We start from the raw sequence: 25,180 nt of genomic DNA on the forward strand, positions 1-25,180 counted from the left end.
ATTAATACGACACAAGGGGGAGAAATGAATGAATATTTTTGTTTTAATGAAGCGTACGTTTGACACGGAAGAGAAAATCTCTATTCAGTCTGGTGCTATTCAAGAAGATGGGGCAGAGTTCATTATTAATCCTTATGATGAGTACGCAATTGAAGAAGCGATTCAGCTTCGGGATGAGCACGGGGGAGAAGTAACGGTCGTGACAGTTGGCAATGAAGATGCGGAGAAACAGCTTAGAACAGCACTTGCAATGGGCTGCGATCAAGCCGTTTTATTAAATGTTGAAGATGATTTGGAGGAGTGGGATCAGTTTTCCGCTTCTACGATTCTATATCACTATTTCAAAGATAAAGAAGCTTCCTTAATTTTAGCAGGGAATGTAGCGATTGACGGCGGGTCTGGACAGGTGGCCCCGCGTCTTGCTGAATTACTCGGTTTTCCATATGTCACAACCATTACAAGTATTCAAATCGACGGCGACTCAGCTTCAATTGAGCGAGATGCAGAGGGTGATGTGGAAGTGATTTCTGCCGAGCTCCCGCTAGTGGTCACCGCGCAGCAAGGTCTCAATGAGCCTCGTTATCCATCGTTACCAGGCATCATGAAGGCAAAGAAAAAGCCTTTAGAAGAATTAGAATTAGACGATCTAGATTTAGATGAAGACGATGTGCCATATAAAATCAAAACCATTGAACGTTTTTTACCGGAGAAAAAAGAGGGTGGCAAGGTGCTGAGCGGCGAGCTTCAGGATCAGGTCAAGGAACTGACAGACCTGCTAAGAAATGAAGCAAAAGTCATCTAAACATCCACTTTACGATATCACGAGAACAAGGGGGAGCTTAAAGGATGAGTAAAAAAGTTGTTGTACTTGGAGAAAGTCGTGACGGTAAATTAAGAAATGTGACTTTTGAAGCGATTGCTGCCGCTCACGAGGTGGCTGATGGCGGTGAAGTGATTGGCGTTTTAATAGGGGATCACGTCAAAGACCAAGCGGATGAACTGCTTTATTATGGAGCGGATCATGTGATGATCGTCGAGCACCCGCATCTTTCTTATTATACGTCTGATGGTTTTGCGCAGGCGCTTCAAGCAATATTAGATCAAGTCAATCCTGATGCAGTGCTGTTCGGTCATACATCGATCGGAAAAGACTTGTCACCAAAAATAGCTGCACGCCTGCAAACAGGCTTAATTTCAGATGCAATAGATGTAAGCGTTACCGGTGAACATCTTGTTTTCACTAGACCGATTTATTCAGGAAAAGCTTTTGAAAAAGTCATTTCAACAGATCGTCTGCTTTTGGCTACTATCCGTCCAAACAACGTGGCACCGCTGGAGCGTGATGCGTCACGCAGCGGAGAAGTGACGCCAGTTTCTGTCGATATTCAAAACCTAAGAACGATCGTGAAGGAAGTCATTAAAAAAACATCAGAAGGTGTAGATTTATCTGAAGCGAAGGTCATTGTCGCAGGAGGCAGGGGGGTCAAGAGCAAAGAAGGCTTTGAACCGCTGAAAGAACTTGCCCAAACGCTTGGCGCAGCAGTCGGTGCCTCGCGTGGTGCATGTGACGCTGACTATTGCGATTATGCCCTGCAAATTGGTCAAACCGGTAAAGTCGTCACACCTGACCTTTACATTGCCTGCGGGATTTCAGGAGCTATTCAGCATTTAGCCGGTATGTCCAACAGTAAAGTCATTGTTGCGATCAATAAAGACCCAGAAGCTGAAATCTTCAAAATTGCCGATTACGGAATTGTCGGTGACTTATTCGAAGTCGTTCCGCTTTTAAATGAAGAGTTAAAAAAGATGAATATCCATTCTTAACGCTCATACACTCAGAATGCCTAGGTATTCTGGGTTTTTTTGTATGTCATCACGAAACAAAGGAGCGGTTTACAAGTGAATGGGACAGTAAAAATCAATGAAGTGATTGGACGCATTTCTAAACACATCTATGGACACTTTCAAGAGCATTTAGGAAGAGGAATTTATGACGGCATTTGGGTAGGGAAAGACTCATCGATTGACCATATTGAGGGGATTCGTACCGATGTACTAAAGGCACTTCAAGCCTTACATATCCCGGTGCTGAGGTGGCCGGGCGGCTGTTTTGCAGACGAGTATCATTGGGCAAACGGAGTCGGTGATCTGAGTGAACGAAAGCCGATGGTGAATACTCATTGGGGTGGCACCGTTGAATCAAATGCGTTTGGTACACATGAATTTATGAGACTGTGTGAATTACTTGAATGTGAGCCTTATATTTGTGGAAACGTTGGAAGCGGTTCTGTTCAAGAATTAGCAGAATGGATTGAATATATCACATTTCCTAAGGGGACACCTATGTCGGATTGGCGGATTCAAAATGGAAAACAAGAACCGTGGGAGCTGACGTATGTTGGTGTAGGCAATGAAAGCTGGGGATGTGGTGGAAATATGACGCCAGAGTATTATGCAGACTTATATAAACGCTACCAAACGTATGTGAGAGAATTTGCTGGTCAGCGCATTTACAAAATCGCATGCGGTGCGAATTCAAATGATGTGAATTGGACAAAAGTATTAATGGAGCGCGCAGCGCCTTGGATGGATGGGCTCAGTTTGCATTACTATACGGTCCCAGGAACATGGGAGAAGAAAGGGTCAGCGACCGATTTTGATGAGGATGAGTGGTTTACAACGCTGAAAAAGGCGTCTGAAATGGAGCGGCTTGTTGTAGATCACGGAGAGATCATGGATCGTTATGACCCAGACAAGCGAATCGGGATGATTATTGATGAATGGGGGACATGGTATGATCCAGAACCGGGGACAAATCCAGGGTTTTTGTATCAGCAAAACACATTAAGAGATGCTCTAGTCTGTGCCTTGCATTTTCATATTTTTCATCGCCATTGCCAGCGGATTCATATGGCGAATATTGCCCAGACCGTCAATGTGCTGCAAGCGATGGTGTTAACACAGGACGAAAAGATGCTCCTGACACCTACCTATCACGTATTTCACATGTTTCAAGTGCATCAAGAAGAAGAAGCGCTTGAAGTAGAATTGAATGCTCCTTCGTATGAACGCCGGGGTGAAAAAATCCCTCAAGTCAGTGTGTCAGCCTCGCGGTCATCTGACAAGATGCATATAAGTTTATGTCATGTGAATCCCCATGAAAAAGCAGACGTATCTCTTGCGATAGAGGGAATCGATGCAAAAACGAAGGTCACTGGCCGTGTGCTGACTGCTGATCGGATGAATGCGCACAACACGTTCGATGATCCTCATTCCGTTCAGCCTGAGGACTTTCGGCAATTTGCTGTTAAGCACGGCGAGCTGACTATTGATCTGCCGCCTATGTCGGTTGTAATGTTGACCGTCGATCTGGCTTGATCGCATATTTCAATGTTTGATGAGAAGAATGTTGGGGCATCATACATTGTAAATGAAGCGGAAAGGGAGTTATGTCATATGCTTAGAACCATTCTGATGATCATCGGTGCGATTGTTGTTATTGGTGCGATTATACGGTTTGTTTTTTAATTCATTTCATAAAAAATGATTCGTAAGCATTTCATTCGCAAGTCACATTGGTAGATGCTATACTAAAAAGCATAATTTACATTGGAGGAATGAATAATGGCAATCGTAAAAGCTACTGACGCAACATTTTCACAAGAAACTGCAGAAGGTGTTGTTCTTGCAGACTTTTGGGCACCTTGGTGCGGACCTTGTAAAATGATTGCTCCAGTTCTTGAAGAACTTGATCAAGAAATGGGCGATAAAATGAAAATTGTAAAAATTGATGTGGATGATAACCAAGAAACTGCTGGTAAATATGGCGTTATGAGTATCCCAACACTTCTTGTTTTAAAAGACGGTGAAGTCGTCGAAACGTCTGTTGGTTTCAAACCAAAAGAAGCACTAGCTGAGCTTGTAAACAAACATCTATAAACCGATCTATGCCCGCGTGGCATGATCTCAAAAGCGGTTCTCGTATAGTCGAGAGCCGCTTTTCTTTCATCGTGGTATAAAACAAATGTTCGTGATACACTAGAAGGAGTGAAAGTGGAAAACAAGGACGGATGAAAATATGAACAAATTGATCAAAGAAAAGCTGTCAGTCTTACCTGATCAACCAGGCTGTTACTTAATGAAAGATAGACAAAATACGATCATTTATGTGGGAAAGGCAAAGGTATTAAAAAATAGGGTCCGCTCTTATTTTACAGGATCTCATGATGCCAAAACGCAGCGGCTTGTCAGTGAAATCGAAGACTTTGAATACATTGTCACCTCTTCAAATATTGAGGCACTTATTTTAGAGCTGAATTTAATCAAAAAATATGACCCGAAATACAATGTCATGCTCAAGGATGACAAAACGTACCCTTTTATTAAAATTACGAATGAACGTCACCCTAAGCTGATTGTCACCCGCAATGTGAAAAAGGATAAAGGGAAATACTTCGGTCCATATCCGAACGTACAAGCAGCAAGAGAAACGAAAAAGCTGCTCGACCGTTTATATCCACTTAGAAAATGTGCGACACTCCCTGACCGAGTCTGCCTTTATTATCATCTTGGACAATGTCTTGCTCCGTGTGTGTATGACATTTCTGAAGAAACGAATAAACAGCTCGTCGACGAAATCACAAGATTTCTAAACGGAGGACATCAGCAAATCAAGAAAGAATTAACAGAAAAGATGCAAGAAGCGGCCGAACAATTAGAATTTGAGCGGGCAAAAGAACTGAGAGATCAAATCGCATACATTGACTCAACGATGGAAAAGCAAAAGATGACGATGAGTGACTTATCCGATCGTGATGTGTTTGCCTATGCTTATGATAAGGGCTGGATGTGTGTCCAAGTCTTCTTCATCAGACAGGGGAAATTAATCGAACGTGATGTCAGCCTATTTCCGATGTATCAAGACCCTGAGGAAGAATTTCTCACGTTTATGGGGCAGTTTTATGAAAAGAACAACCATTTTCTTCCGAAAGAAATTTTGGTGCCGGACAGCGTCGATCAAGAGATGATTGAGCAATTGCTTGAAACGAATGTTCATCAGCCGAAAAAAGGAAAGAAAAAGGATTTGCTTTTACTTGCCCACCAAAACGCCAAAATTGCTCTCAAAGAAAAGTTCTCGCTTATAGAGCGTGATGAAGAACGGACAATTGGTGCAGTGGAGCAGCTTGGCGATGCACTCAATATTTATATGCCATACCGGATTGAGGCGTTTGATAACTCCAATATCCAAGGAGCAGACCCCGTATCCGCTATGGTTGTCTTCCAAGACGGGAAGCCGTATAAAAAGGAATACCGAAAATACAAAATTAAAACCGTTGAGGGGCCCGATGATTATGCTTCCATGCGTGAAGTCATTAGAAGGCGGTATACCCGTGTGTTAAAGGATGAACTGCCGCTTCCTGACTTGATTTTAATCGACGGAGGAAAAGGACAAATCAACGCAGCCATAGATGTGCTCGAAAATGAATTAAATCTGTCTGTTCCTGTGGCAGGTCTAGTGAAAGATGAAAAACACAGGACATCGAATCTTATGATGGGTGATACGCTTGAAATTGTTGCGCTGGAGCGGAATAGTCAGGCCTTTTATTTATTGCAGCGTATTCAAGATGAAGTGCACCGATTTGCGATTAGTTTTCATCGGCAGCTGCGCGGGAAGAATGCATTCCAGTCTATTCTAGACGATGTCCCAGGTATCGGGGAAAAGCGCAAAAAGCAGTTGCTGAAACATTTTGGCTCTGTGAAAAAGATGAAAGAAGCCTCTATCCAGAATTTTCAGGACGCTGGTATTCCGAAACAAACGGCTGAACTTTTAATGGAGGCATTAAAAAAATAGATTGTACTTTTTCCAAAAGTCTGTTAAGATGTGACTAATTTAATAAATGAACGTGTTGTTTGTTGAAGATAGAGGTGCGAACTTCAAGAGTAAGCCTTCAGAGATCGAGGGGATCTAGGAAGAGGGCTGAAAGGGGAGCGTCGCCGAAGTGAATAAAATCCACTCATTTTATTCGCTGGCTGTACATTGAAGAAATGTAGGGCTGTCAAGAATTCATTTCTTGGAGGGCTATCTCATTGTTTGCATCGTTTGATGATGATTTTAAAGCAATGGGAGATTTGTTCTCTCATTGCTTTTTTATTTGCAGTGAACAGAGCAGTCTCCGCAGCCTCTTCTCTCACACGTGATCTTTTGAAAAAGGGTGGTAGACATGGGACTAATTGTACAAAAATTTGGTGGAACATCTGTTGGATCGACAGAAAAAATTCGCAATGTCGCAGAGAGAGTCATCGCTGAACGCGAGGCAGGAAATGATGTGGTCGTGGTTGTGTCTGCGATGGGCAAATCAACGGATGTTCTAGTAGACCTAGCGAAAGAACTCACAGATGATCCAAGCAAAAGAGAAATGGATATGCTACTGACAACTGGTGAGCAGGTGACCATTTCATTATTAGCAATGGCACTCCAAGCAAAAGGTTATGATGCCATTTCCTTTACAGGCTGGCAAGCTGGGATGAAAACAGAGAAGGTGCACGGAAATGCAAGAATCGTGGACATCGATGAAGCAAGAATCAAAGAAGAACTGAGTGCGGGAAAAGTCGTCGTTGTAGCAGGTTTCCAAGGAATTGCGGATGATCTACATATTACAACACTTGGGCGTGGTGGATCAGACACGACTGCTGTGGCACTAGCTGCGGCACTCAAAGCGGACAAATGTGATATTTATACGGACGTACCAGGTGTGTTTACAACAGATCCTCGTTATGTGCCATCTGCGCGAAAACTTGCAGGAATTTCATACGATGAAATGCTTGAGTTAGCCAATTTAGGAGCAGGTGTGCTGCATCCGAGAGCGGTCGAATTTGCAAAAAATTATCAAATCCCACTAGAAGTCCGTTCTAGTATTGAAAATGAATCGGGTACGTTAATTGAGGAGGAATCATCCATGGAACAAAATTTAGTTGTAAGAGGCATTGCATTTGAAGATCAGATGACACGCGTGACGGTATGCGGCCTTTCAAGCGGTTTAACAACGCTATCGACGATTTTTACGACACTTGCAAAGCAAAATATCAATGTCGATATCATCATTCAGTCTGTCACAAGCACCAATCAGACCTCCATCTCTTTCTCTGTGAAAACGGATGATTTGTCTAAAACAGTTGAAGTATTAGAAGAATACAAAGGTGCGCTTGGTTATGAGCAGATTGAGACAGAAAGCAAATTAGCCAAAGTATCCATCGTGGGTTCTGGTATGGTTTCAAACCCAGGCGTTGCGGCTGAAATGTTCGCTGTGTTAGCTCAAAAAGACATTCAAGTGAAAATGGTCAGTACGTCTGAGATCAAAGTCTCAACAGTCGTTGATCGTGAAGATATGGTGAAAGCGGTAGAAGCCCTTCATGATGCGTTTGAATTATCAAAGGTGAGCGCCGCTGCTCATTCTTAAACAACAAAAGAGGTGTACCCATTGTAGCGGGTACACCTCTTTTTTATTGTGCTGTTGGAATGGCAACCCAGTGATCTTTTGATATTTCTACTAACTCTGCATTCTGTAAATGATAAGGATCTTCGTCCATCTGTTCTGCCGAAACGAACCTTTCCTTCTTTGCTTCCACTTTAGGATCAGGTATAGGGATAGCTGAAAGTAACGATTTTGTGTAGGGGTGCTGCGGATTGTTGTAAAGCTCCTCACTTTCGGCTAATTCAACAATTTTACCAGCATACATCACAGCCACTCGGTCACTAATATGTTTCACCATCGACAAATCGTGTGCAATGAATAAATAAGTCAACCCAAGCTTTTTCTGAAGATCCTCTAATAAGCGTACGATTTGCGCTTGGATAGAAACATCAAGTGCAGACAGAGGTTCATCACATACAATCAATTGTGGTTCGACGGCAAGCGCCCTTGCGATTCCAATTCTCTGGCGCTGTCCTCCGGAGAATTCATGAGGGTACCGATCGGCATGTGACGGCTTGAGGCCAACCATCTCAAGCAGTGCTTCCACCCTTTTTCTTCTTTCGGTGTTGTTTGTGCTTAACCTGTGGAGATCAAGCGCCTGTCCGATAATATCCAGCACTTTAAAGCGAGGATTTAGAGATGAATAAGGGTCTTGAAAAATCATCTGCATATGCCGCCGCATCGTTTTCATTTCTTTTTTCGACAGACGGTGGACTGGAATGCCTTGAAATAAGATATCTCCATCTGTTGGTTCGTTTAAGCGCAGGATCGCTCGGCCAGTGGTTGATTTCCCTGAACCTGATTCGCCAACAAGCCCCAGTGTCTCTCCGCGTTTAATCAAAAAATCAATCTGATCAACCGCTTTTAGCACATGCCCTTTACCGATTTGAAAGTGCTGAGATAATGATTTAACTTTCAGTAAAGGCGGATGATGTTTGATATGTATGGCATCAAAATCTTTCTTGTTTTTTTTCTTTTCATGTAAACGAGGCAAAGAATTGAGAAGCTGTTTTGTATATTCATGCTGAGGGTTTTCAAACAATTCTTCTGTTGTATTGGATTCGACAATTTTTCCTTCTTTCATCACAACCACTCGATCACACATTCCGGCAACAACGCCTAGGTCGTGTGTGATGAAAATAATCGATGTCCCAAATCGTTCTTGAATATCCTTCATCACATGTAAAATTTGGGCTTGTATCGTCACATCGAGTGCAGTCGTTGGTTCATCTGCGATAAGCAAGGCTGGCTGAGAGGCTAAAGCGATGGCAATGACGATCCGTTGACGCATACCGCCAGAGAATTCATGAGGATATTGCTGATAGCGCTCCTTACTATGCTGAATCCCTACAAGTTTCATCAGGTCAATGGCCTGTCGTCTGGCTTCTTCTTTTGAAAGCTTCTTGCGTTTGATTAAGCTTTCAGCGATTTGGGGTCCGATCCGTATCGTTGGATTGAGAGACGTCATAGGGTCTTGAAAAATCATGCCAATATCCCGCCCTCTTACAGCCTGCATTTCTTTTTCCGTTTTTGTTGTGAGTTCTTCCCCCTGAAAGGTGATGCGTCCTGATTTTAAAAAAGAAGGAGGTGATGGAAGGAGTTGTAAAATACTCCGGGCTGTTACGCTTTTCCCGCTTCCTGATTCCCCGACAATACCAAGTGTTTCTCCTTTGTTTACTTCAAAGCTAATGCCACGGACAGCTTCTAATTCGCCATCTCGTGTGTGAAAAGATATATGTAAATCCTTCACTGTTAGAAGAGGTGCTAAATCCTTCAATTTTTTCCACCACCTGTATGATATGGATATTGACTTTCAAATGAAGCTAGCATAAACTTTACTATACAGATCGGAATAATGAAATTAACTTTTTGGAACGAACATTCATGTGAAAGGGGGAACGATGGGTTGTCGAGAATGGTAGCTGTAAAACATGATGAGATTGGCGGCGTATCTCATCCATCCTGGGTTAGTCGAATATTTCAAGACATTCAATCGCGCCGCGCATATCAATTAGTGCTGTGGATTGTTGGTTTACCCGTGCATTTGTTTGTGTTTTTTTATTATTTACATAAGAGTAAACAAGATACATATATTCATGTATTAGAAGAAGTGAAGGCTCGTTTAGATGTTTCCGGTGTTAAAGAGAAAATGAGAGCGGATATTCAGCAGCAAGTGTTGAGGAAAAAAGAATTCTTCCATGAAAAAATAGATCCACATGAGATCGACAGCCTCACTCACCAGTGGACAGAAGAAGCCTTTCAAAAAACAGTGAAATTGAAGGTTGAGGAAGAGCTCAAAAAACAAGGTCAGTCGAAAGTCACGTTTCACACGGTTTTTGCTTCACTATTATCTAACCGGCTTTTTCTTATGGTGACATTGATTCCAGGCTTACCAATGTACATTCTGCTTTTTTTATACCGGCATGCATTCTTGAAATATGTTGTTGAACGGCTGCTTATGAGTGTATTGGTGATTATCGGTGTAGTCATTCTTGTCTTTACCATTCTCTATTTCTCTCCATTTGATCCAGCAGTAAATATTCTTGGAGAATCCGCAACAAAGGAGCAAATCGCAGCTTTTAATCACCTATATGGTCTAGATCAACCATATATCCAACAGCTTTGGAATGCTTTAAAAGGACTTTTCACATTTGATCTAGGAAAATCGTTTACCGGAAATGAAGAAGTGGCAACAAGCATAGCGAGTAAATTTCCTATCACGCTCACATTAGCTGTTTGGTCACTCGTCATGGCGATTGTGATTGCCATTCCAATAGGGGTTATTTCTGCAACAAGACCGTATTCATTTTTTGATTATTCGTTCATGTTTATCGCATTACTTGGGTTGTCTATTCCAAATTTTTGGCAAGGACTCATTTTCATTTTGAACTTTTCGATTAAATGGAAATGGCTTCCCGCCACGTATTCCCCAGAAAATTGGTTATCGTTACTCATGCCAGTCATTGTCCTTGGTACGGGGTTAACTGCCTCGATTGCTCGGATGACCAGGTCATCTATGCTCGAAGTTATTCATGAAGATTACATGATTACAGCAAAAGCAAAGGGGCTAAGTCAGCAGTATATTCTATGGCGACATGGAATTGGCAATGCCATGATTCCGATTATTACCGTCATTGGACTGCTTTTCGGCGGCATGCTTGGAGGAGCGGCTGTTACAGAAAAGGTATTCAACATTAGTGGGATTGGAAGCTATATTGTTGATAAGCAGTTTATTCCTGATATTCCGAGTATTTTGGGAGGGGTTGTATATGTGGCGATTACCATCTCCATCGTGAATGTCATCATTGATATTTTATATGCATTTTTTGATCCTCGTATTAGATCAAAGATGAAACAATATTGAAGTAGGTGTAGGAATGTCAGCAACGATGAAGTCGATTCACTCTCATGAGCAGCATCACGTGAAAAAGCGGTCTATCGAGTATATTGGCGCAAAATTCACATCTGTTGCATCAATTGTCATGACCATTCTTTTCTTTATAAACAGCGTTGATATTGCGAATCAAACCGTGAAGCCACTGATGTTCAGTGTATCTTTTATTTACCTTTTCTTTTCGCTTATTCAAGTCAGTATTACATGGAAAATGAAGAATGATCTAGAAAAGACAGGTGTAATTCAAACCTTCACGAGGCGTCTAGGTTATGTGCAGCTGTTGAGTCTTTTGGCCGGTCATCTCATCATCACCGTTTTTGCCTTTAGTCTCATAAAAGAAAGAAAATCTCTGGCATATATATTTGCTTTTTACATGCTGATCAATCATATCGTGATCATGGCTTTGTCCGCTCTTAATTTATTCAAACCCTATGTAACGAATTCCTTTCCACTTGCTATGCTGATTCTGCTTGTCATCGGTCTCTTTTATACGGCAGTATTTGTGTTTGTCATCAAGCAGGAGGATAGAAAGGTATCACCGGTAGCAGGAACATATTTTGCTATTGCCCTTGTGCTTTCATCTGTGATGGGCAACGTATTTGCTCTTCTTCTTGCGATACAGCTTGTGGTGAAAACAGGACATATCAAAAAATATCGTTTTGAAAAATGGCGTTCCATCTGGGAGAAAATAACGAGAAACCAAGCAGCGATGCTAGGACTGTTGTTCATTGTTTTTGTTTTTTCTCTGTCAATGTGGAGTGTGTTTACCTTCGATTATGACTTGGCGGTTGAAAATCAATATGGTGCTATTTTGCAAACACCAAGTCTTGCTTATCCACTTGGAACTGATCAATTTGGCCGTGATGTATTTTCGCAAATTGTCTTTGGGGCAAGAATTTCCTTACTCGTTGGCTGCATTTCAACCCTTATTCCAGCTGTCATTGGAGGTTTTTTGGGGGCGATTGCAGGATACTACACGCCAAAAATAGATCATGTCATTATGCGGCTGCTGGATGTTCTTTATGCCATCCCTGGCATATTGCTGGCGATCGCGATCATTGCAGCATTTGGAGCCAATATTGTGAACTTGATCATTGCTCTTAGTGTAGGAGCGATTCCGACCTATGCCAGAACAATGCGTGCCAATGTCATGATGATTTCTAATCTCGAATATGTTCACTCAGCCCGTGCATTAGGTGCTAGTGATTGGTCTATTATTTTTAAAGAAATTGTCCCTAATGCACTCGCGCCGATGATTGTGAAAGCCACTTTGACAATTGGGTCGGCAGTGATTGCGACAAGTAGTTTGAGTTACTTGGGCCTTGGTGTTGAACCTCATATTCCGGAATGGGGAAATATATTAAAAGCGGGGAGTACCTATCTAGAATCTCATGCCTATCTAGCAATTTTTCCAGGGCTCGCCATTATCATGCTTGTCTTATCATTTAACTTTTTAGGTGACGCATTACGGGATGCGTTAGATCCAAAATTAGATGAAATGTAAAAACACAAGGGGGAAATATTATGAAAAAAAGTGTATTACCATTGCTCATCATATTGCTTCTCGTATTAGCAGGCTGTGTCAATACGAAGTCAAGTGTAGGAAATGAAGAAGGTAGTCAAGCGTCGAAAGAAACCATTGAATTACTTGGAATGAGTAGCAGTGAAGATGACCTGAATATTGTTCGAGATCAATTGGTCAAGAGTGGATTTAAAGTAAAACTCAATATTCAGCCTGATTATGGCAGCTATACAGCTCAAAAGGATGCCGGGAATTATGACATTGTTCTTTCGAGTTGGACGACTGTGACGGGGAACCCTGATTATGCGGTTCGTGGCCTGTTTAAAACCGGTGCTGATAACAGCATCATGTCAGATAAACAAATCGATCAATTGATTGACAAAGCAGCAACAGAAACGCCTGTCGAATACATTCAAACGTATCAAGAATTAGAAAAGCGTCTCGTCTTTGATAAGGCCTATATTGCGCCGCTTTACAATTCATTGAAAGCTCAAGGTGTGAACAAAGGTGTGATCAATGAGAAGACCGTTCGTCTAGCTAAATCTCGGGCAGTTGCATGGGAATCAATTGATTTTAACGATTCATCCAAAAGAAATAAAGATCCGCTCATCACGCAGCAGGCACTGGCTTCCCTTACATCGCTTGATCCGATCAAAGGCAATGATGGATCAATTAATACACTGAATACAAATATGTATGTAAGACTTGTGAATTTGACAGATGATGATAAAGTCACATCAAAAGGTTCACTTTCTTGGAATCATGCCGCAGCAAAAGATAAAACACATTATTACTTCTTATTAAGAGACGATATCCGTTTTGCAAAGGTGGAGAATAAAAAAGCGATGGATTCGGGTGAACGCGTAGGTGCAGATGATGTGGTTTTTTCGCTGAACAGAGCCAAGGATAAAAACGCAGTACCAGACCATCGTACATACTCATTGCATGAGCATATTCAAAGCGCAGAGGTTGTTACCGATCTATCTGAACTGAAAGCAACATCTGGTAATGGCGGTACGATCAAAGAAGAATTAGAAAAAGATGTGCAACAGAAGGTGCAAAAGCTCGTAAAAGATAAAGAAGATGCAGACAATCAAGCAGGTGCGTATCAAGTGGTCAAGATCACGACAACAGAGCCATTCCCGCAAGTATTAAATTATTTAGCCCATCAATCAGCAGGAATTGTTTCTAAGAAACAGATAGAGCGTGTAAACACATATGATATGGATGCCTTTGATCCAGCAAAGGATATCCCATATGGTGATCAGCGTACAATCACGGAAGGAAAAATGTATAACAATCAATTGTTTGCGAGTGGTCCATACATTTTATCGTATAAAAACGATTATGAAGCCGTTTTTTATAAAAACCCTGCATATATGAAAGGCACAGAGAACGAGCCAAACATTTCTCAAGTCACCGTTCGATTTATTGAAAATCCTGATAGTGCACTGTCTGCACTTCGAAATGGTGAAATTCATATTTTTAATGGTATTCCTGAAACAAAATATGATGTGGTCGAGAAAGACAGCAAGCTCGCCTTGCAAAAAAATCAGAGCAATGCGGTTGCTTATCTATTATTTAACACATCTAAACGCGAAGTGGCAAAAAGTGAAGAATTACGAAAAGCCATCCTTTACTCAATCAATCAAGAGGAATTCGTCAACTTCTATCAAGGTCATAAAAACAAGGCTTCATCCACAGTCAGTCCGCTTGTCGAAACAAAAAATGAGTTAAAGCCAGACGCAGAAAAGGTGAAGGGATACTTAACGACATATCAAAAAAGTAAAAAATGAACAAGGAGCATCTACTCCGAATGGGGGTAGATGTTTTTCTGATGAAAGGAAATCCAGCTTCTGTGTGTATGCTATGATAGAAGGGTATATAAAAAAGGCGTGACACGAAGTCCTCGCCTTTCATAAGCAGTGTTAGCTAGGGTCTCTTAAATCCCATTTAACGGTTAAAATGACTTTATCAGCACGCTTTTTTACTTGTTCATAGGATTCAGCCACGTGCTCATTGAGAAGCTGAATCTGTTCAGCGATAAAACCTGCTTCCATTTGAAAGCATGGCTCCTTTTGATAGCTGAGTCGATTCGATACAAGTGGACCTTCGAGCTCAAACTCAATTTCCTGTTTTTTAGAATGGACCATCGTGAGAGTTCCCCATCCGGCATCATGGAAAAATTCGGGGATCTTTTCCCATGACTCTTGAGGAAATTTACGAGCAAGCAGTTTACCCGCAAAATACATCATAGATGAATGATCCTGACCAAGAATGTCAGGCAGCAGAACTTCGCGTATCAGCTCGTAGGCAAATCCATTGACTTCAATTTCTTTTAGCTGTTCTAAGTTAGATTCGAATTTATTCATTGTATGGCTCCCCTCTTTCAACAATTTATTATAGCTTATGTGGGCATATGATGACAGAGTTTTCCCTGAAGTCTAAGAAATTCTTATTGTAGTAAAACGAATTTTGATTTAAAACTTTTAAATTTCGGAAAATTTTAATTTATGTACGCGGTTTCTTGACGCTTTTTTGACATAGGAGTAAAATGAAATTGTCAATAAATTTGAATAAAGTGCTTACAATTGAAAGAAGCGGGGGTAAGACAATTTTCAAGCAATTGCACTTTTTTTACTAGGGGGTAAAGTAATGTCGGGGAACAAAGAATTTTTTTATCGGAGATTGCATTCTTTGCTTGGCGTCATTCCGGTCGGTCTATTTTTAGTACAGCACTTAGTGATTAACCACTTTGCGACGAATGGACCAGAGGCGTTTAACAAAGCTGCACACTTTATGGAACAGCTTCCATTCAGATATGCACTTGAGCTGTTCGTGATTTTCTTACCACTGATCTATCATGCTGTTTATGGGGTGTACATAGCCTTTACGGCACAAAACAACACGTCTCGCTTCAGTTACTTAAGAAACTGGTTGTTCAGACTGCAACGGATTACAGGTATCATCACATTGATTTTTGTCACTTGGCACGTATGGGAAACACGCATACAAGCGCAGCTTGGAGCTGAAGTAAACTATGACATGATGGCGAATATTTTAAGCTCTCCATTTATGCTAGGTTTCTATATTGTCGGCGTTTTATCTACTATTTTCCACTTTGCTAATGGCTTGTGGTCATTTGCTGTCAGCTGGGGAATTACAGTTTCACCACGCTCACAAAGAATCTCCACATATGTGACATTAGGTATATTTATAGCGCTTTCATATGTAGGGCTAAGAGCAATTTTCGCTTTTGTTTAAGAGGAAATAGATTAGTAGAAGAGGGAGAGGGGCTACAATGAGTAATTCTAGCATCATCGTTGTCGGAGGCGGCTTAGCTGGTCTCATGGCAACTATCAAAGCAGCAGAAGCGGGAACAGCTGTTAAACTATTTTCAATCGTACCTGTGAAACGTTCGCATTCTGTTTGTGCACAGGGCGGAATTAACGGAGCGGTCAATACAAAAGGTGAAGGAGATTCACCTTATGAGCATTTTGATGACACGGTATATGGCGGAGACTTTTTAGCTAACCAGCCGCCAGTAAAGGCAATGTGTGAAGCAGCGCCGTCCATTATCCACTTACTTGATCGTATGGGTGTAATGTTTAACAGAACACCAGAAGGATTACTGGACTTCCGCCGTTTCGGGGGAACACAGCACCACCGTACAGCATTTGCTGGTGCGACAACAGGTCAGCAGTTATTATACGCACTAGATGAGCAGGTTCGCCGTTATGAAGTAGCGGGGCTTGTGACGAAATATGAAGGCTGGGAATTCCTTGGTGCTGTCTTAGATGACGAGGAAGTATGCCGAGGCATTGTCGCGCAGAACTTGACGACAATGGAAATCGAATCCTTCCGTTCAGATGCTGTCATCATGGCAACTGGCGGTCCTGGTATCGTATTCGGTAAATCAACGAACTCTATGATTAATACCGGATCAGCTGCATCGATCGTTTATCAGCAAGGTGCTCATTATGCTAATGGAGAATTCATTCAAATTCACCCAACAGCGATCCCAGGAGATGACAAGCTGCGCCTCATGAGTGAATCAGCTCGTGGTGAAGGTGGACGTGTTTGGACATATAAAGACGGAAAACCTTGGTACTTCCTTGAAGAAAAGTACCCAGCATACGGGAACCTTGTACCGCGTGACATTGCAACGCGTGAAATTTTCGATGTATGTGTGGAGCAAAAGCTTGGCATCAACGGAGAGAACATGGTGTACCTAGATCTTTCTCACAAAGATCCAAAAGAGCTTGATATTAAGCTTGGTGGAATCATTGAAATCTATGAAAAATTCATGGGTGATGACCCGCGTAAGCTTCCGATGAAAATTTTCCCGGCTGTTCATTATTCAATGGGCGGATTATGGGTTGATTATGATCAAATGACAAATATCAAAGGCTTGTTTGCTGCCGGAGAATGTGATTACTCTATGCACGGCGGAAACAGACTTGGTGCAAACTCATTGCTTTCTGCGATTTACGGCGGAATGGTTGCTGGACCAAATGCTGTGAAATACATTAGTGGTCTTGAAAAGTCTGCAGAAGATTTATCATCTGCAACATTCGACAGTGCCGTGAAGAAAGAGCAGGAGAAATGGGACAACATCCTTAGCATGGATGGCACAGAAAATGCATATGTGCTTCATAAAGAGCTTGGAGAATGGATGACGGACAACGTTACAGTGGTTCGTTACAATGAGAAGCTCTTAAAAACAGATGAGAAGATTGAAGAACTGATGGAGCGCTATAAGCATATTAACATCAACGATACAGCTTCATGGAGCAACCAAGGCGCTGCCTTCACGCGTCAGCTTGACAACATGCTTCAGCTGGCACGTGTCATTACGATTGGGGCTTACAACCGGAATGAAAGCCGAGGCGCACACTATAAACCGGAATTCCCAGAAAGAAACGATGAAGAATTCCTAAAAACAACGATGGCTACGTTCAAAGGGAAAAACCAAAAACCTGCATTCCACTATGAGGACGTCGATGTATCGTTAATTGCACCTCGTAAACGAGATTACTCGAAGAAAAAGGTGGAGAAATAAGATGAGTGAAAAAAACACGATTCAATTTATTATCACACGTCAAGATACAGCAGATGGCAAGCCTTATGATGAGGAATTCGAAATCCCTTACCGTCCGAATATGAACGTCATTTCCGCACTCATGGAAATCAGACGTAACCCGGTCAATAAAAAAGGTGAAAAAACAACGGCTATTAACTGGGACATGAACTGTCTTGAAGAAGTATGCGGCGCTTGTTCCATGGTCATTAATGGAAAGCCTCGCCAGTCATGTACAGCACTGATCGATAAGTTAGAGCAGCCGATTCGTCTTCAGCCGATGAAAACTTTCCCGGTTGTGAGAGACTTGCAGGTTGATCGAAGCCGTATGTTCAATTCATTGAAAAAAGTCAAAGCATGGGTGCCAATCGATGGCACATATGATCTTGGACCTGGACCAAGAATGCCTGAGAAAAAGCGTCAATGGGCGTATGAGCTTTCAAAGTGTATGACATGTGGTGTCTGCCTTGAAGCTTGTCCAAACGTAAATGATAAGTCTTCCTTTATGGGCCCTGCACCGCTTTCACAAGTTCGTCTATTTAACGCACATCCGACAGGTGCAATGAATAAGTCTGACCGCTTAGAAGAAATTATGGGTGATGGCGGTCTTGCAAACTGCGGAAACTCTCAAAACTGTGTGCAGGCTTGTCCGAAAGGAATCCCGCTCACAACATCAATTGCAGCACTTAACCGAGATACAACATTACAAGCTTTCCGTAACTTCTTCGGAAGCGATCACGCAGAATAACATCACATTCAGTCCTCCTTGCCAATCATGATGAGTGTTTACAAGAGGCTGGATGCAAAACATAACAAGCGCCTCTTCCAATACGGGAGAGGCGTTTTGTTTGCGAATAAGGAGTGGATCAAATGAGGCTGCCGTCATATATTGAAGAACCGTTTGATGAGTGGAGGGCATCGTTTCGATTTTATGTGGAAACAACCGTCCGTTTTTCAGAAACGGATATGTTTGGTCACATGAACAATGTCACCCCGTTTGTGTATTTTGAAGAGGCGCGGATTGCCTTCTTTCAAAAAACGGGAATTGTAGATAAACGAATGAAGCGAGCGAGAGAGACGATTACGGTCGTGGCAAACCTTCAATGTGATTACATCAAGCAAGTGGAAATCGGTGAGAGGCTGCGTGTGTATGTAAAGCCAGAAAAGGTTGGATCAAGCTCTCTCATCCTTCATTATTTAGGAGAAAATGAACAGCAAGAACCGTGTTTTACAGGCTCAGTCACCATGGTGCAAATAAGTAAAGACACCGGTGCCCCTGTACCGTTTACAGAAGAGGAAAAAGAGACTTTTCAGGCCCAGCGACATTAAAGAATCACGGGTGAATGCTTCATTTTGTTATAATAAAAGAATCATAATGAAGAAGAAACAAAAGGAGAGCACATGAAGATTTTTCAATACGACACCATTGATAGTACAAATAATGAAGCGAAAAGGCTTATTCAGCAAGGAGAAACCCCTTCATTTGCTGTATATGCCCGGCAGCAGACAGCAGGGAGAGGCAGGCTTGGAAGACCGTGGGAAACGCCTACAGGGAATGTAGCTGTCACGATGACAGTAAAACCGCCAGTAGATATCTCCACCCAATCAACGATTGCCCCGCTGACGGCACTCGCCATTTATGATGTACTCAAACCACTCATGAGAAAAGATGATCAGCTGGCGATCAAATGGCCAAATGATCTATTGATTAATGAAGCGAAAGTATCTGGCACATTAATTGAAGCAGACCGCAGCGCCATTTACATCGGTGTGGGCATCAATGTAGAGACAAAGCCCGAGCACGTTCCGTATAAAACCGTTTGCCTATCAGAACTGACTGAGGTGAAAGCGGACCATCTAGTGAAAGATTTGGCAGCGGCCTTTGAAAAATACCATGCACGCTGGCAAATGGAAGGATTTGAAGCCCTCACAGCCCTCTATAACAAACGATTATATCGGCTGAATCAACCGCTTCGTATTTCATTAGATCGTGAAAAGCAAACATGGCAGGAAGGGATTTGCTGTGGTGTGAACCGTTATGGTCATATTCAGTTAAAAGATGATCAAGGACATATAAAAGCCCATTCAGCAGGAGATATTGATGCACCGCCCAAGTAGACAATTTCTTGTTCGATGAGTGTGGAGACAAACCGTTGCATTCGGTGTTAGAACGGAGTTGCTTTAAGATCTTCACACTGAAAAAAAGACCAAGAGCTAAAATCAGTTTATTTTAGCTCTTGGTCGACAAGATGACGTCTCATTTATGCTTCTCTTTTTATTTGAGGTTGAACCATGTAGTCTTTTTTTGTAAAGACCACTCCATCTAGAATTTCTCTTGCGGTTCGAATGACTTTCACTCTGTTTTGTGAGATATCAATTTCAGTTTGCATAATACCAGCAGGGTGACCAATTCGAAGTGTATCATCTTGACCTTGAAACAGCTGTGCCGGAAGCGTTTGATCCATGAAACAGCTGGCTGATACACAGACAGATCCGGTAATGGCAAGTGCTTGGTGCGGTCTTTGCATCGATAGCATCCGAACGATGATGTCCATATCTGCTGCTCTTCTCAATATTCCATTTGTATCTACATAATCAGCAGGCTCGCTAATAATTGCAAGCTTTGGAACAGCTGGAGACTGTAATGTGGCCAGTTCTTTTGGTGCAAAATGGCACATTTCAGCAGCGATGGAACGAATCTCTTCTAAATCATCCAGCAATTCGTCTGTAAACTCCTCAGGCAATTCAGTTCCTTTTAATTGAATATCTTTGGCACGGATAAAGGCGATTGGATTTGCAATGTCAACGATTGAGATCGGAATCTCTCCAAACTTTGTCTGGATCGTATCCATTTTGTTTCCAGTCGGAAAGGTTTTACCTGTGACAGCGCCTTCAGGTTTTTCAAAGGATAAATAAATGGGAGAACCTGTTCCTTTCACTCCTGGAATTTCTGCCTGTCCTTCAAATTTCACTTCTCCGTTCTCGACTTCTACCTCTGCCACAATGATTTTATTCGTGTTGGTATTCAGAATACGTACTGTTGTGACAGGCTCAACTGCTTGGACAAGTCCTTTAATGATGGCATACGGCCCAACTGCTGATGAGATATTCCCACAGTTTCCCTTAAAGTCGACAAATCTTTCATTGATGCTGACTTGTGCAAACGTATAGTTCACATCCACATCTGGACGAGTGGCTTTATCGATAATGGCCACCTTACTTGTTAAAGAATTACCGCCCCCGATTCCATCAACCTGTAGCTGGTCAGGGCTGCCCATAATGTCTAATAAAAATGCTTCGAGCTCATCGTGTTCGTAAGGTGCATCATTGGCTTGAATGAAGACCCCTTTGCTTGTACCGCCTCGCATGATTGTGATTGGAACTTTTCTCATTGCTCTCACCCTCAATTGTTTAGTTACTATTTATCTAATCAAAATGGTAAAGTATAATAAGAAATAAGTTAAATACATTATTTTAAGAGAAAACGATAAATTATTTTTATAACAAGGTCAAAAGGAGGGCACACAATGGATGAGAAAGACTGGCGGTTTTTAAAGGTGTTATATGAAGAGAAGAACATCACAAAAGCGGCAGAAAAATTATTTGTCTCGCAGCCTGCCTTAAGTTATCGATTGAAACAGCTTGAAGAGGAATTTGACATGAAGCTTTTCTTTAAAAGAAAACGAGGCATTGAATTTACATCAGAGGGCGAATACTTGGCTAAATACGCAAATGACATGCTCAAGCAGCTCCAGCAAACGAAAGATGGCATGCTCAATATGCAAAAAAAGGTCAAAGGAACGATCCGACTAGGGGTGTCGAGTAACTTTGCTCAATATAAACTGCCGGAAATTTTAAGAGAGTTTTCTAAGCAGTATCCACATGTTCAATTTATGGTGAACACAGGATGGAGCACAAAAGTCATGGATTTATTAGGTACATCAAGTGTACATTTAGGGATTTTAAGAGGAGATTACGACTGGAATGGAGAACGATTTTTGCTTGATAAAGAACGCCTTTGTATCATTTCAAAATCAGAAATACAGCTAAAGGACCTACCAAAGCTGCCGCTCATTGACTATCACACGGATAGTTCATTAAAACGATTGATTAACAGATGGTGGCAGGAGACGTTCACGATGCCTCCGCTTGTGACAATGGAGACAGACAGGCAAGATACATCAAAAGAGATGGTGAAGCATGGTTTAGGTTATGCCATTGTCCCGGAAATTTGCCTCAGACCAAGTGATGAGCTATTTGTAAAAGGTCTTTCGTATAAAGATGGACAGCCTGTTTTAAGAGATACATGGCTCATGTACCAGCCGGATTCCCTTCATTTGTCTGTTGTGAAAGCATTCATTGAGTTTTTAAGAAGTCAGCAAGGCTAATTATAAAAAAAATTTATTGAATAGACGAAAAAATCGATATTTTCATTATAAAAAAAGCTATTATATCCTTGAAATAGAAAGCGCTAACATTTCGGGCCGCAAGTGCAAAAGGGGCGCTTGTGGATCGTGTAAAGAAGAGGATGGAGGGATATGAAGTGCTAGCTATTTTAGGGATCTTGATGGTCGTGACTTTTACCTTTCTTATTATGACAAAACGTATGCATCCGGTGGTGGCTCTCACCGTTGTGCCAATCATCTTTGCATTAATCGGTGGATTTTACAGCGGATTAGGGGACATGATGCTTGATGGACTCAAGACCGTTGCACCATCTGCTGCTTTACTGTTATTTGCCATCTTATTTTTCGGTGTCATGCTGGATGCTGGATTGTTTGACCCATTGATCAAACTGATTTTACGTCTTGTGAAAGGCGATCCGGTCAAAATTGCTTTTGGGGTAGCGATTTTGTCTATGCTTGTTGCATTAGATGGTGATGGGACGACAACGTACATGATTACCGTATCAGCTATGTTGCCACTTTTCTTAAGAATTGGGATGAACCCACTGATTTTAGGGACGATTTCATTATTATCACTAGGCATTATGAGTGGAATGACGCCTTGGGGCGGTCCAGCTACTCGTGCGATTGCTGCACTTGGTTTAGATGCAGCGGAATTCTTCATTCCATTACTCCCGACGATGATAGGGGGCGGTCTTTTTATCCTTTTTACAGCGTATGTTCTTGGAAAAAAAGAACGGAAGCGCATTGGGGTTGCCGAGATTCAGTATAAAGAAGAGGTCTCGATCTCTCCTGAATTGGCGGCATCAATTGAAGATGGCGTAGCTGATATGAAGAGACCAAACTTGATTTGGGTTAACTTCTTCCTGACGATTGCTGTCATGGCTACACTTGTATTGGATATCGTACCGATTCCTGTACTCTTTCTCATTGGCTTTGTCATTGCGCTTATGATCAACTATCCAAAAGTTGAAGATCAGCGTGAGCGGATTTTATCGCATGCAGGAAATGCCTTAACGGTCATTACCCTTGTGTTTGCAGCAGGAATTTTCACAGGCATTTTTTCGGGAACAAAAATGGTGGAGTCCATTGCTAACTTGGTCATTTACATGATTCCGGATTCATACAGCTCATTTTTTCCACTCATTGTCGCTTTGACGAGTATGCCATTTACATTTGTTCTTTCAAATGATGCTTATTATTTCGGGGTACTGCCAATCTTAGCTGAAGCCGGCGCAGCTTACGGAATTGATCCAGTGGAAATTGCGCGCGCCTCTATTATCGGACAGCCTGTCCATTTGCTGAGTCCGCTTGTCGCTTCCACATTACTGCTTGTGAGTATGCTGAATAAAGATATTGGTGATTTGCAAAAGTACGCACTGCTATGGACCGTACTAACAGCCCTGTTTACAACACTTATTGCTCTTTTAACAGGAGCCATTTCGATATTTTAAAAGCTTGTTTGATAAAGGACGATGTCTCTATAGGGGACTCGTCCTTTTTTGTGCGGTTTGAAGGCGAGGAAATTGGACGCTGCTCTGCGGGAATTCTCGATTTTAACGTCACCTACCTCAAGTACCCGGCATATGATATCTCGACTATACAGAATCCCATTCTATAGAGACTAGAGCTCTCACCTTAGCAAGGAGGGTTACAATACTTGAAGGAGAAAGAGTTTCAATCCAAGCCGCTATTAACCAAAAGAGAAAGAGAAGTATTCGAATTGCTCGTCCAAGATAAAACAACAAAAGAAATTGCAAGCGAGCTTTTTATTAGCGAAAAGACTGTTCGAAATCATATTTCGAATGCCATGCAAAAGCTAGGAGTTAAAGGTCGTTCACAGGCCGTAGTCGAGCTTCTGCGTATGGGTGAGCTAGAGCTCTAACGTCAGCCGGTTTTCCTTCCGCACCAGGGAGGAGCCGGTTATTTCTATATCGTTTCCATGAGTCTCTTCTTGCAATTTCTTTGAAAAACGAGGAAAATAGGAATGTACGTTTTAATCAAAGTGAGATGCTATAGTGAGGTATCAATGAAATGGAAACGAATGAGTCAGGCCATGTTGCAGAAATTGAAAAATCATTGCGCCATATTGCTGCAATCATTAAGCAAAAAGGTAGAGAAATTCTGAATCAATATACGATTACACCTCCCCAATTTGTAGGGCTTCAGTGGCTTTATGAATTCGGAGATATGACAATAGGTGAGCTATCACAAAAGATGTATTTGGCTTGCAGCACGACAACCGATTTAATTGATCGAATGGAAAAAAGTGAACTTGTTGAACGGGTGAAAGATCCGTCTGACCGCCGCGTGGTTCGCATTCATTTATTGCCTGAAGGTGAGCGGATCATTCAAGAAGTGATTGTCAAACGCCAAGAATACGTCAGTGAACTTCTAGGGGCTTTCTCAGAAGAAGAAGCCATCGTTTTCAACCAATCTTTAACGAAACTACAGCAGCAAATGAAAAGAAAATGAGGCGATTTTGTTGGATCAACCCATCGGCGTGATTGATTCCGGCGTAGGCGGTTTAACCGTTGCGAAGGAAATCATGAGACAACTGCCAAAAGAAAAAATTATTTATGTAGGCGACACAAAACGATGTCCATACGGCCCTCGAGCAGAAGAAGAGGTTCTTCAATATACATGGGAAATGGCGCACTACCTGTTAAGACATCACCATATTAAAATGCTAGTCATTGCGTGTAACACTGCGACGGCGATAGCACTTGATGAAATTAAAGCAACACTTGATATCCCGGTTATTGGCGTGATCCAGCCCGGAGCTCGCACAGCGATCAAGGTCACAAACAATCAGCATATTGGCGTGATCGGCACAGCCAATACGATCAAAAGTGAAGCCTATAAAGAAGCACTGCTTTCTTTAAAAGCAGGACTAACTGTTCAAAGTCTGGCATGTCCAATGCTTGTGCCGTTTGTGGAAAGTGGTACGTTTTTAGATCATACAGCAGATGAAGTCGTAAAAGCTTCTCTTGAACCGATGAAAGAAACAGGCATTGATACGCTTATTCTTGGCTGCACACACTACCCGATTTTAAAAGAACCGATTCAGCGCTTTATGGGCAGTGGCGTCAACATCATTTCTTCAGGAGACGAGACTGCGAGAGAAGCGAGCACCATTCTTTCATATAAAGGGCTGTTAAATGATTCGAAGGAAGAGCCTGTTCATACTTTTTATACAACAGGGCAGCAGCAAAACTTTCAAAATATTGCTCAAGACTGGTTCGGCTACCTGCCAGGAAAGGTCGAAACGGTTTCGCTTGAACACGTATATCAGCAATAACCTAC

The 25,180-nt window shown here is 42.0% G+C and carries 22 protein-coding genes and 1 riboswitch; of the genes, 19 read left to right on the forward strand and 3 right to left on the reverse strand.

The window, feature by feature from the left end:
• Positions 1-28 precede the first annotated feature (28 nt).
• The 6 genes from M2369_RS00695 (at position 29) to M2369_RS00720 (ending at position 7,457) form a co-directional block, all read left to right on the forward strand.
• Positions 29-802: an electron transfer flavoprotein subunit beta/FixA family protein gene (locus M2369_RS00695; RefSeq protein WP_259253274.1), complete on the forward strand. Its 774-nt coding sequence runs from the start codon at positions 29-31 to the stop codon at positions 800-802.
• Between the two features lie 44 nt (positions 803-846).
• Complete coding sequence (locus tag M2369_RS00700) at positions 847-1,824, forward strand: electron transfer flavoprotein subunit alpha/FixB family protein (protein ID WP_017358243.1); 978 nt, start codon at positions 847-849, stop codon at positions 1,822-1,824.
• A gap of 75 nt (positions 1,825-1,899) precedes the next feature.
• Complete coding sequence (locus M2369_RS00705; protein WP_096881715.1) at positions 1,900-3,378, forward strand: alpha-N-arabinofuranosidase; 1,479 nt, start codon at positions 1,900-1,902, stop codon at positions 3,376-3,378.
• Positions 3,379-3,624: 246 nt separating this feature from the next.
• Entirely contained in the window at positions 3,625-3,939 is a 315-nt protein-coding gene (gene trxA / locus M2369_RS00710; protein WP_007501629.1) for a thioredoxin, read from the forward strand.
• A 139-nt stretch (positions 3,940-4,078) separates the two neighbouring features.
• Positions 4,079-5,851 (forward strand): excinuclease ABC subunit UvrC, encoded by a 1,773-nt coding sequence (gene uvrC, locus M2369_RS00715; RefSeq protein ID WP_259253275.1) that lies wholly within the window; start codon positions 4,079-4,081, stop codon positions 5,849-5,851.
• Positions 5,852-5,912: 61 nt separating this feature from the next.
• A riboswitch (Lysine riboswitch) is annotated at positions 5,913-6,090 on the forward strand.
• 131 nt (positions 6,091-6,221) lie between these two features.
• Positions 6,222-7,457, forward strand: coding sequence for an aspartate kinase (locus tag M2369_RS00720; RefSeq protein ID WP_056705939.1), 1,236 nt, complete (start codon positions 6,222-6,224; stop codon positions 7,455-7,457).
• A gap of 43 nt (positions 7,458-7,500) precedes the next feature.
• Here the strand turns inward: M2369_RS00720 and M2369_RS00725 are convergent, their stop codons facing one another.
• Complete coding sequence (locus M2369_RS00725; RefSeq protein ID WP_135009377.1) at positions 7,501-9,249, reverse strand: ABC transporter ATP-binding protein; 1,749 nt, start codon at positions 9,247-9,249, stop codon at positions 7,501-7,503.
• A 129-nt stretch (positions 9,250-9,378) separates the two neighbouring features.
• On the opposite strand from M2369_RS00725, the gene M2369_RS00730 reads away from it, so the two are divergent.
• Genes M2369_RS00730 through M2369_RS00740 form a run of 3 tightly spaced genes read left to right on the forward strand, consistent with a single transcriptional unit; the run spans position 9,379 to position 14,184 of the window.
• Positions 9,379-10,836, forward strand: coding sequence for an ABC transporter permease (locus tag M2369_RS00730; protein ID WP_259253276.1), 1,458 nt, complete (start codon positions 9,379-9,381; stop codon positions 10,834-10,836).
• A gap of 13 nt (positions 10,837-10,849) precedes the next feature.
• Positions 10,850-12,370 carry an ABC transporter permease gene (locus M2369_RS00735; protein WP_259253277.1) on the forward strand — a complete coding sequence of 507 codons (1,521 nt, stop codon included), beginning with the start codon at positions 10,850-10,852 and terminating at the stop codon, positions 12,368-12,370.
• A gap of 20 nt (positions 12,371-12,390) precedes the next feature.
• Entirely contained in the window at positions 12,391-14,184 is a 1,794-nt protein-coding gene (locus M2369_RS00740; protein WP_096881713.1) for an ABC transporter substrate-binding protein, read from the forward strand.
• Between the two features lie 132 nt (positions 14,185-14,316).
• Here the strand turns inward: M2369_RS00740 and M2369_RS00745 are convergent, their stop codons facing one another.
• On the reverse strand, positions 14,317-14,760 hold the full coding sequence (locus tag M2369_RS00745; protein WP_008345974.1) for a YslB family protein: 444 nt from the start codon (positions 14,758-14,760) through the stop codon (positions 14,317-14,319).
• 283 nt (positions 14,761-15,043) lie between these two features.
• On the opposite strand from M2369_RS00745, the gene M2369_RS00750 reads away from it, so the two are divergent.
• From M2369_RS00750 to M2369_RS00770, 5 genes are all read left to right on the forward strand, one after another.
• The gene (locus tag M2369_RS00750; protein WP_007501622.1) at positions 15,044-15,652 is read left to right on the forward strand and encodes a succinate dehydrogenase cytochrome b558 subunit; all 609 of its coding nucleotides are present in this window, start codon (positions 15,044-15,046) and stop codon (positions 15,650-15,652) included.
• Between the two features lie 37 nt (positions 15,653-15,689).
• Positions 15,690-17,450 (forward strand): succinate dehydrogenase flavoprotein subunit, encoded by a 1,761-nt coding sequence (sdhA, locus tag M2369_RS00755; protein ID WP_007501620.1) that lies wholly within the window; start codon positions 15,690-15,692, stop codon positions 17,448-17,450.
• A gap of 1 nt (position 17,451) precedes the next feature.
• A complete protein-coding gene (gene sdhB, locus M2369_RS00760; RefSeq protein WP_072367454.1) occupies positions 17,452-18,216 on the forward strand; it encodes a succinate dehydrogenase iron-sulfur subunit in 765 nt (254 codons plus the stop codon).
• Positions 18,217-18,338: 122 nt separating this feature from the next.
• On the forward strand, positions 18,339-18,797 hold the full coding sequence (locus M2369_RS00765) for an acyl-CoA thioesterase (RefSeq protein ID WP_073413707.1): 459 nt from the start codon (positions 18,339-18,341) through the stop codon (positions 18,795-18,797).
• Between the two features lie 72 nt (positions 18,798-18,869).
• Positions 18,870-19,586, forward strand: coding sequence for a biotin--[acetyl-CoA-carboxylase] ligase (locus tag M2369_RS00770; protein ID WP_259253278.1), 717 nt, complete (start codon positions 18,870-18,872; stop codon positions 19,584-19,586).
• Between the two features lie 143 nt (positions 19,587-19,729).
• On the opposite strand, the gene M2369_RS00775 is transcribed toward M2369_RS00770, so the two are convergent.
• The gene (locus M2369_RS00775) at positions 19,730-20,860 is read right to left on the reverse strand and encodes a 2-methylaconitate cis-trans isomerase PrpF family protein (RefSeq protein WP_259253279.1); all 1,131 of its coding nucleotides are present in this window, start codon (positions 20,858-20,860) and stop codon (positions 19,730-19,732) included.
• Positions 20,861-20,995: 135 nt separating this feature from the next.
• Here M2369_RS00775 and M2369_RS00780 point away from each other — a divergent pair, with 135 nt between their 5' ends.
• The 5 genes from M2369_RS00780 to racE all read left to right on the forward strand — a co-directional run bounded on the left by M2369_RS00780 (position 20,996) and on the right by racE (position 25,175).
• Positions 20,996-21,856: a LysR family transcriptional regulator gene (locus tag M2369_RS00780; RefSeq protein WP_007501609.1), complete on the forward strand. Its 861-nt coding sequence runs from the start codon at positions 20,996-20,998 to the stop codon at positions 21,854-21,856.
• A 155-nt stretch (positions 21,857-22,011) separates the two neighbouring features.
• Positions 22,012-23,328, forward strand: coding sequence for a CitMHS family transporter (locus tag M2369_RS00785; protein ID WP_024718630.1), 1,317 nt, complete (start codon positions 22,012-22,014; stop codon positions 23,326-23,328).
• Positions 23,329-23,534: 206 nt separating this feature from the next.
• Positions 23,535-23,759 (forward strand): spore germination transcription factor GerE, encoded by a 225-nt coding sequence (gene gerE / locus M2369_RS00790; protein ID WP_003184172.1) that lies wholly within the window; start codon positions 23,535-23,537, stop codon positions 23,757-23,759.
• 149 nt (positions 23,760-23,908) lie between these two features.
• A complete protein-coding gene (locus tag M2369_RS00795; protein ID WP_007501606.1) occupies positions 23,909-24,349 on the forward strand; it encodes a MarR family winged helix-turn-helix transcriptional regulator in 441 nt (146 codons plus the stop codon).
• A 7-nt stretch (positions 24,350-24,356) separates the two neighbouring features.
• Complete coding sequence (racE, locus tag M2369_RS00800) at positions 24,357-25,175, forward strand: glutamate racemase (RefSeq protein WP_089374140.1); 819 nt, start codon at positions 24,357-24,359, stop codon at positions 25,173-25,175.
• Positions 25,176-25,180 lie beyond the last annotated feature (5 nt).

The sequence above is a fragment of the Bacillus sp. JUb11 genome, assembly GCF_024807925.1.
Lineage (GTDB): Bacteria > Bacillota > Bacilli > Bacillales > Bacillaceae > Bacillus > Bacillus altitudinis.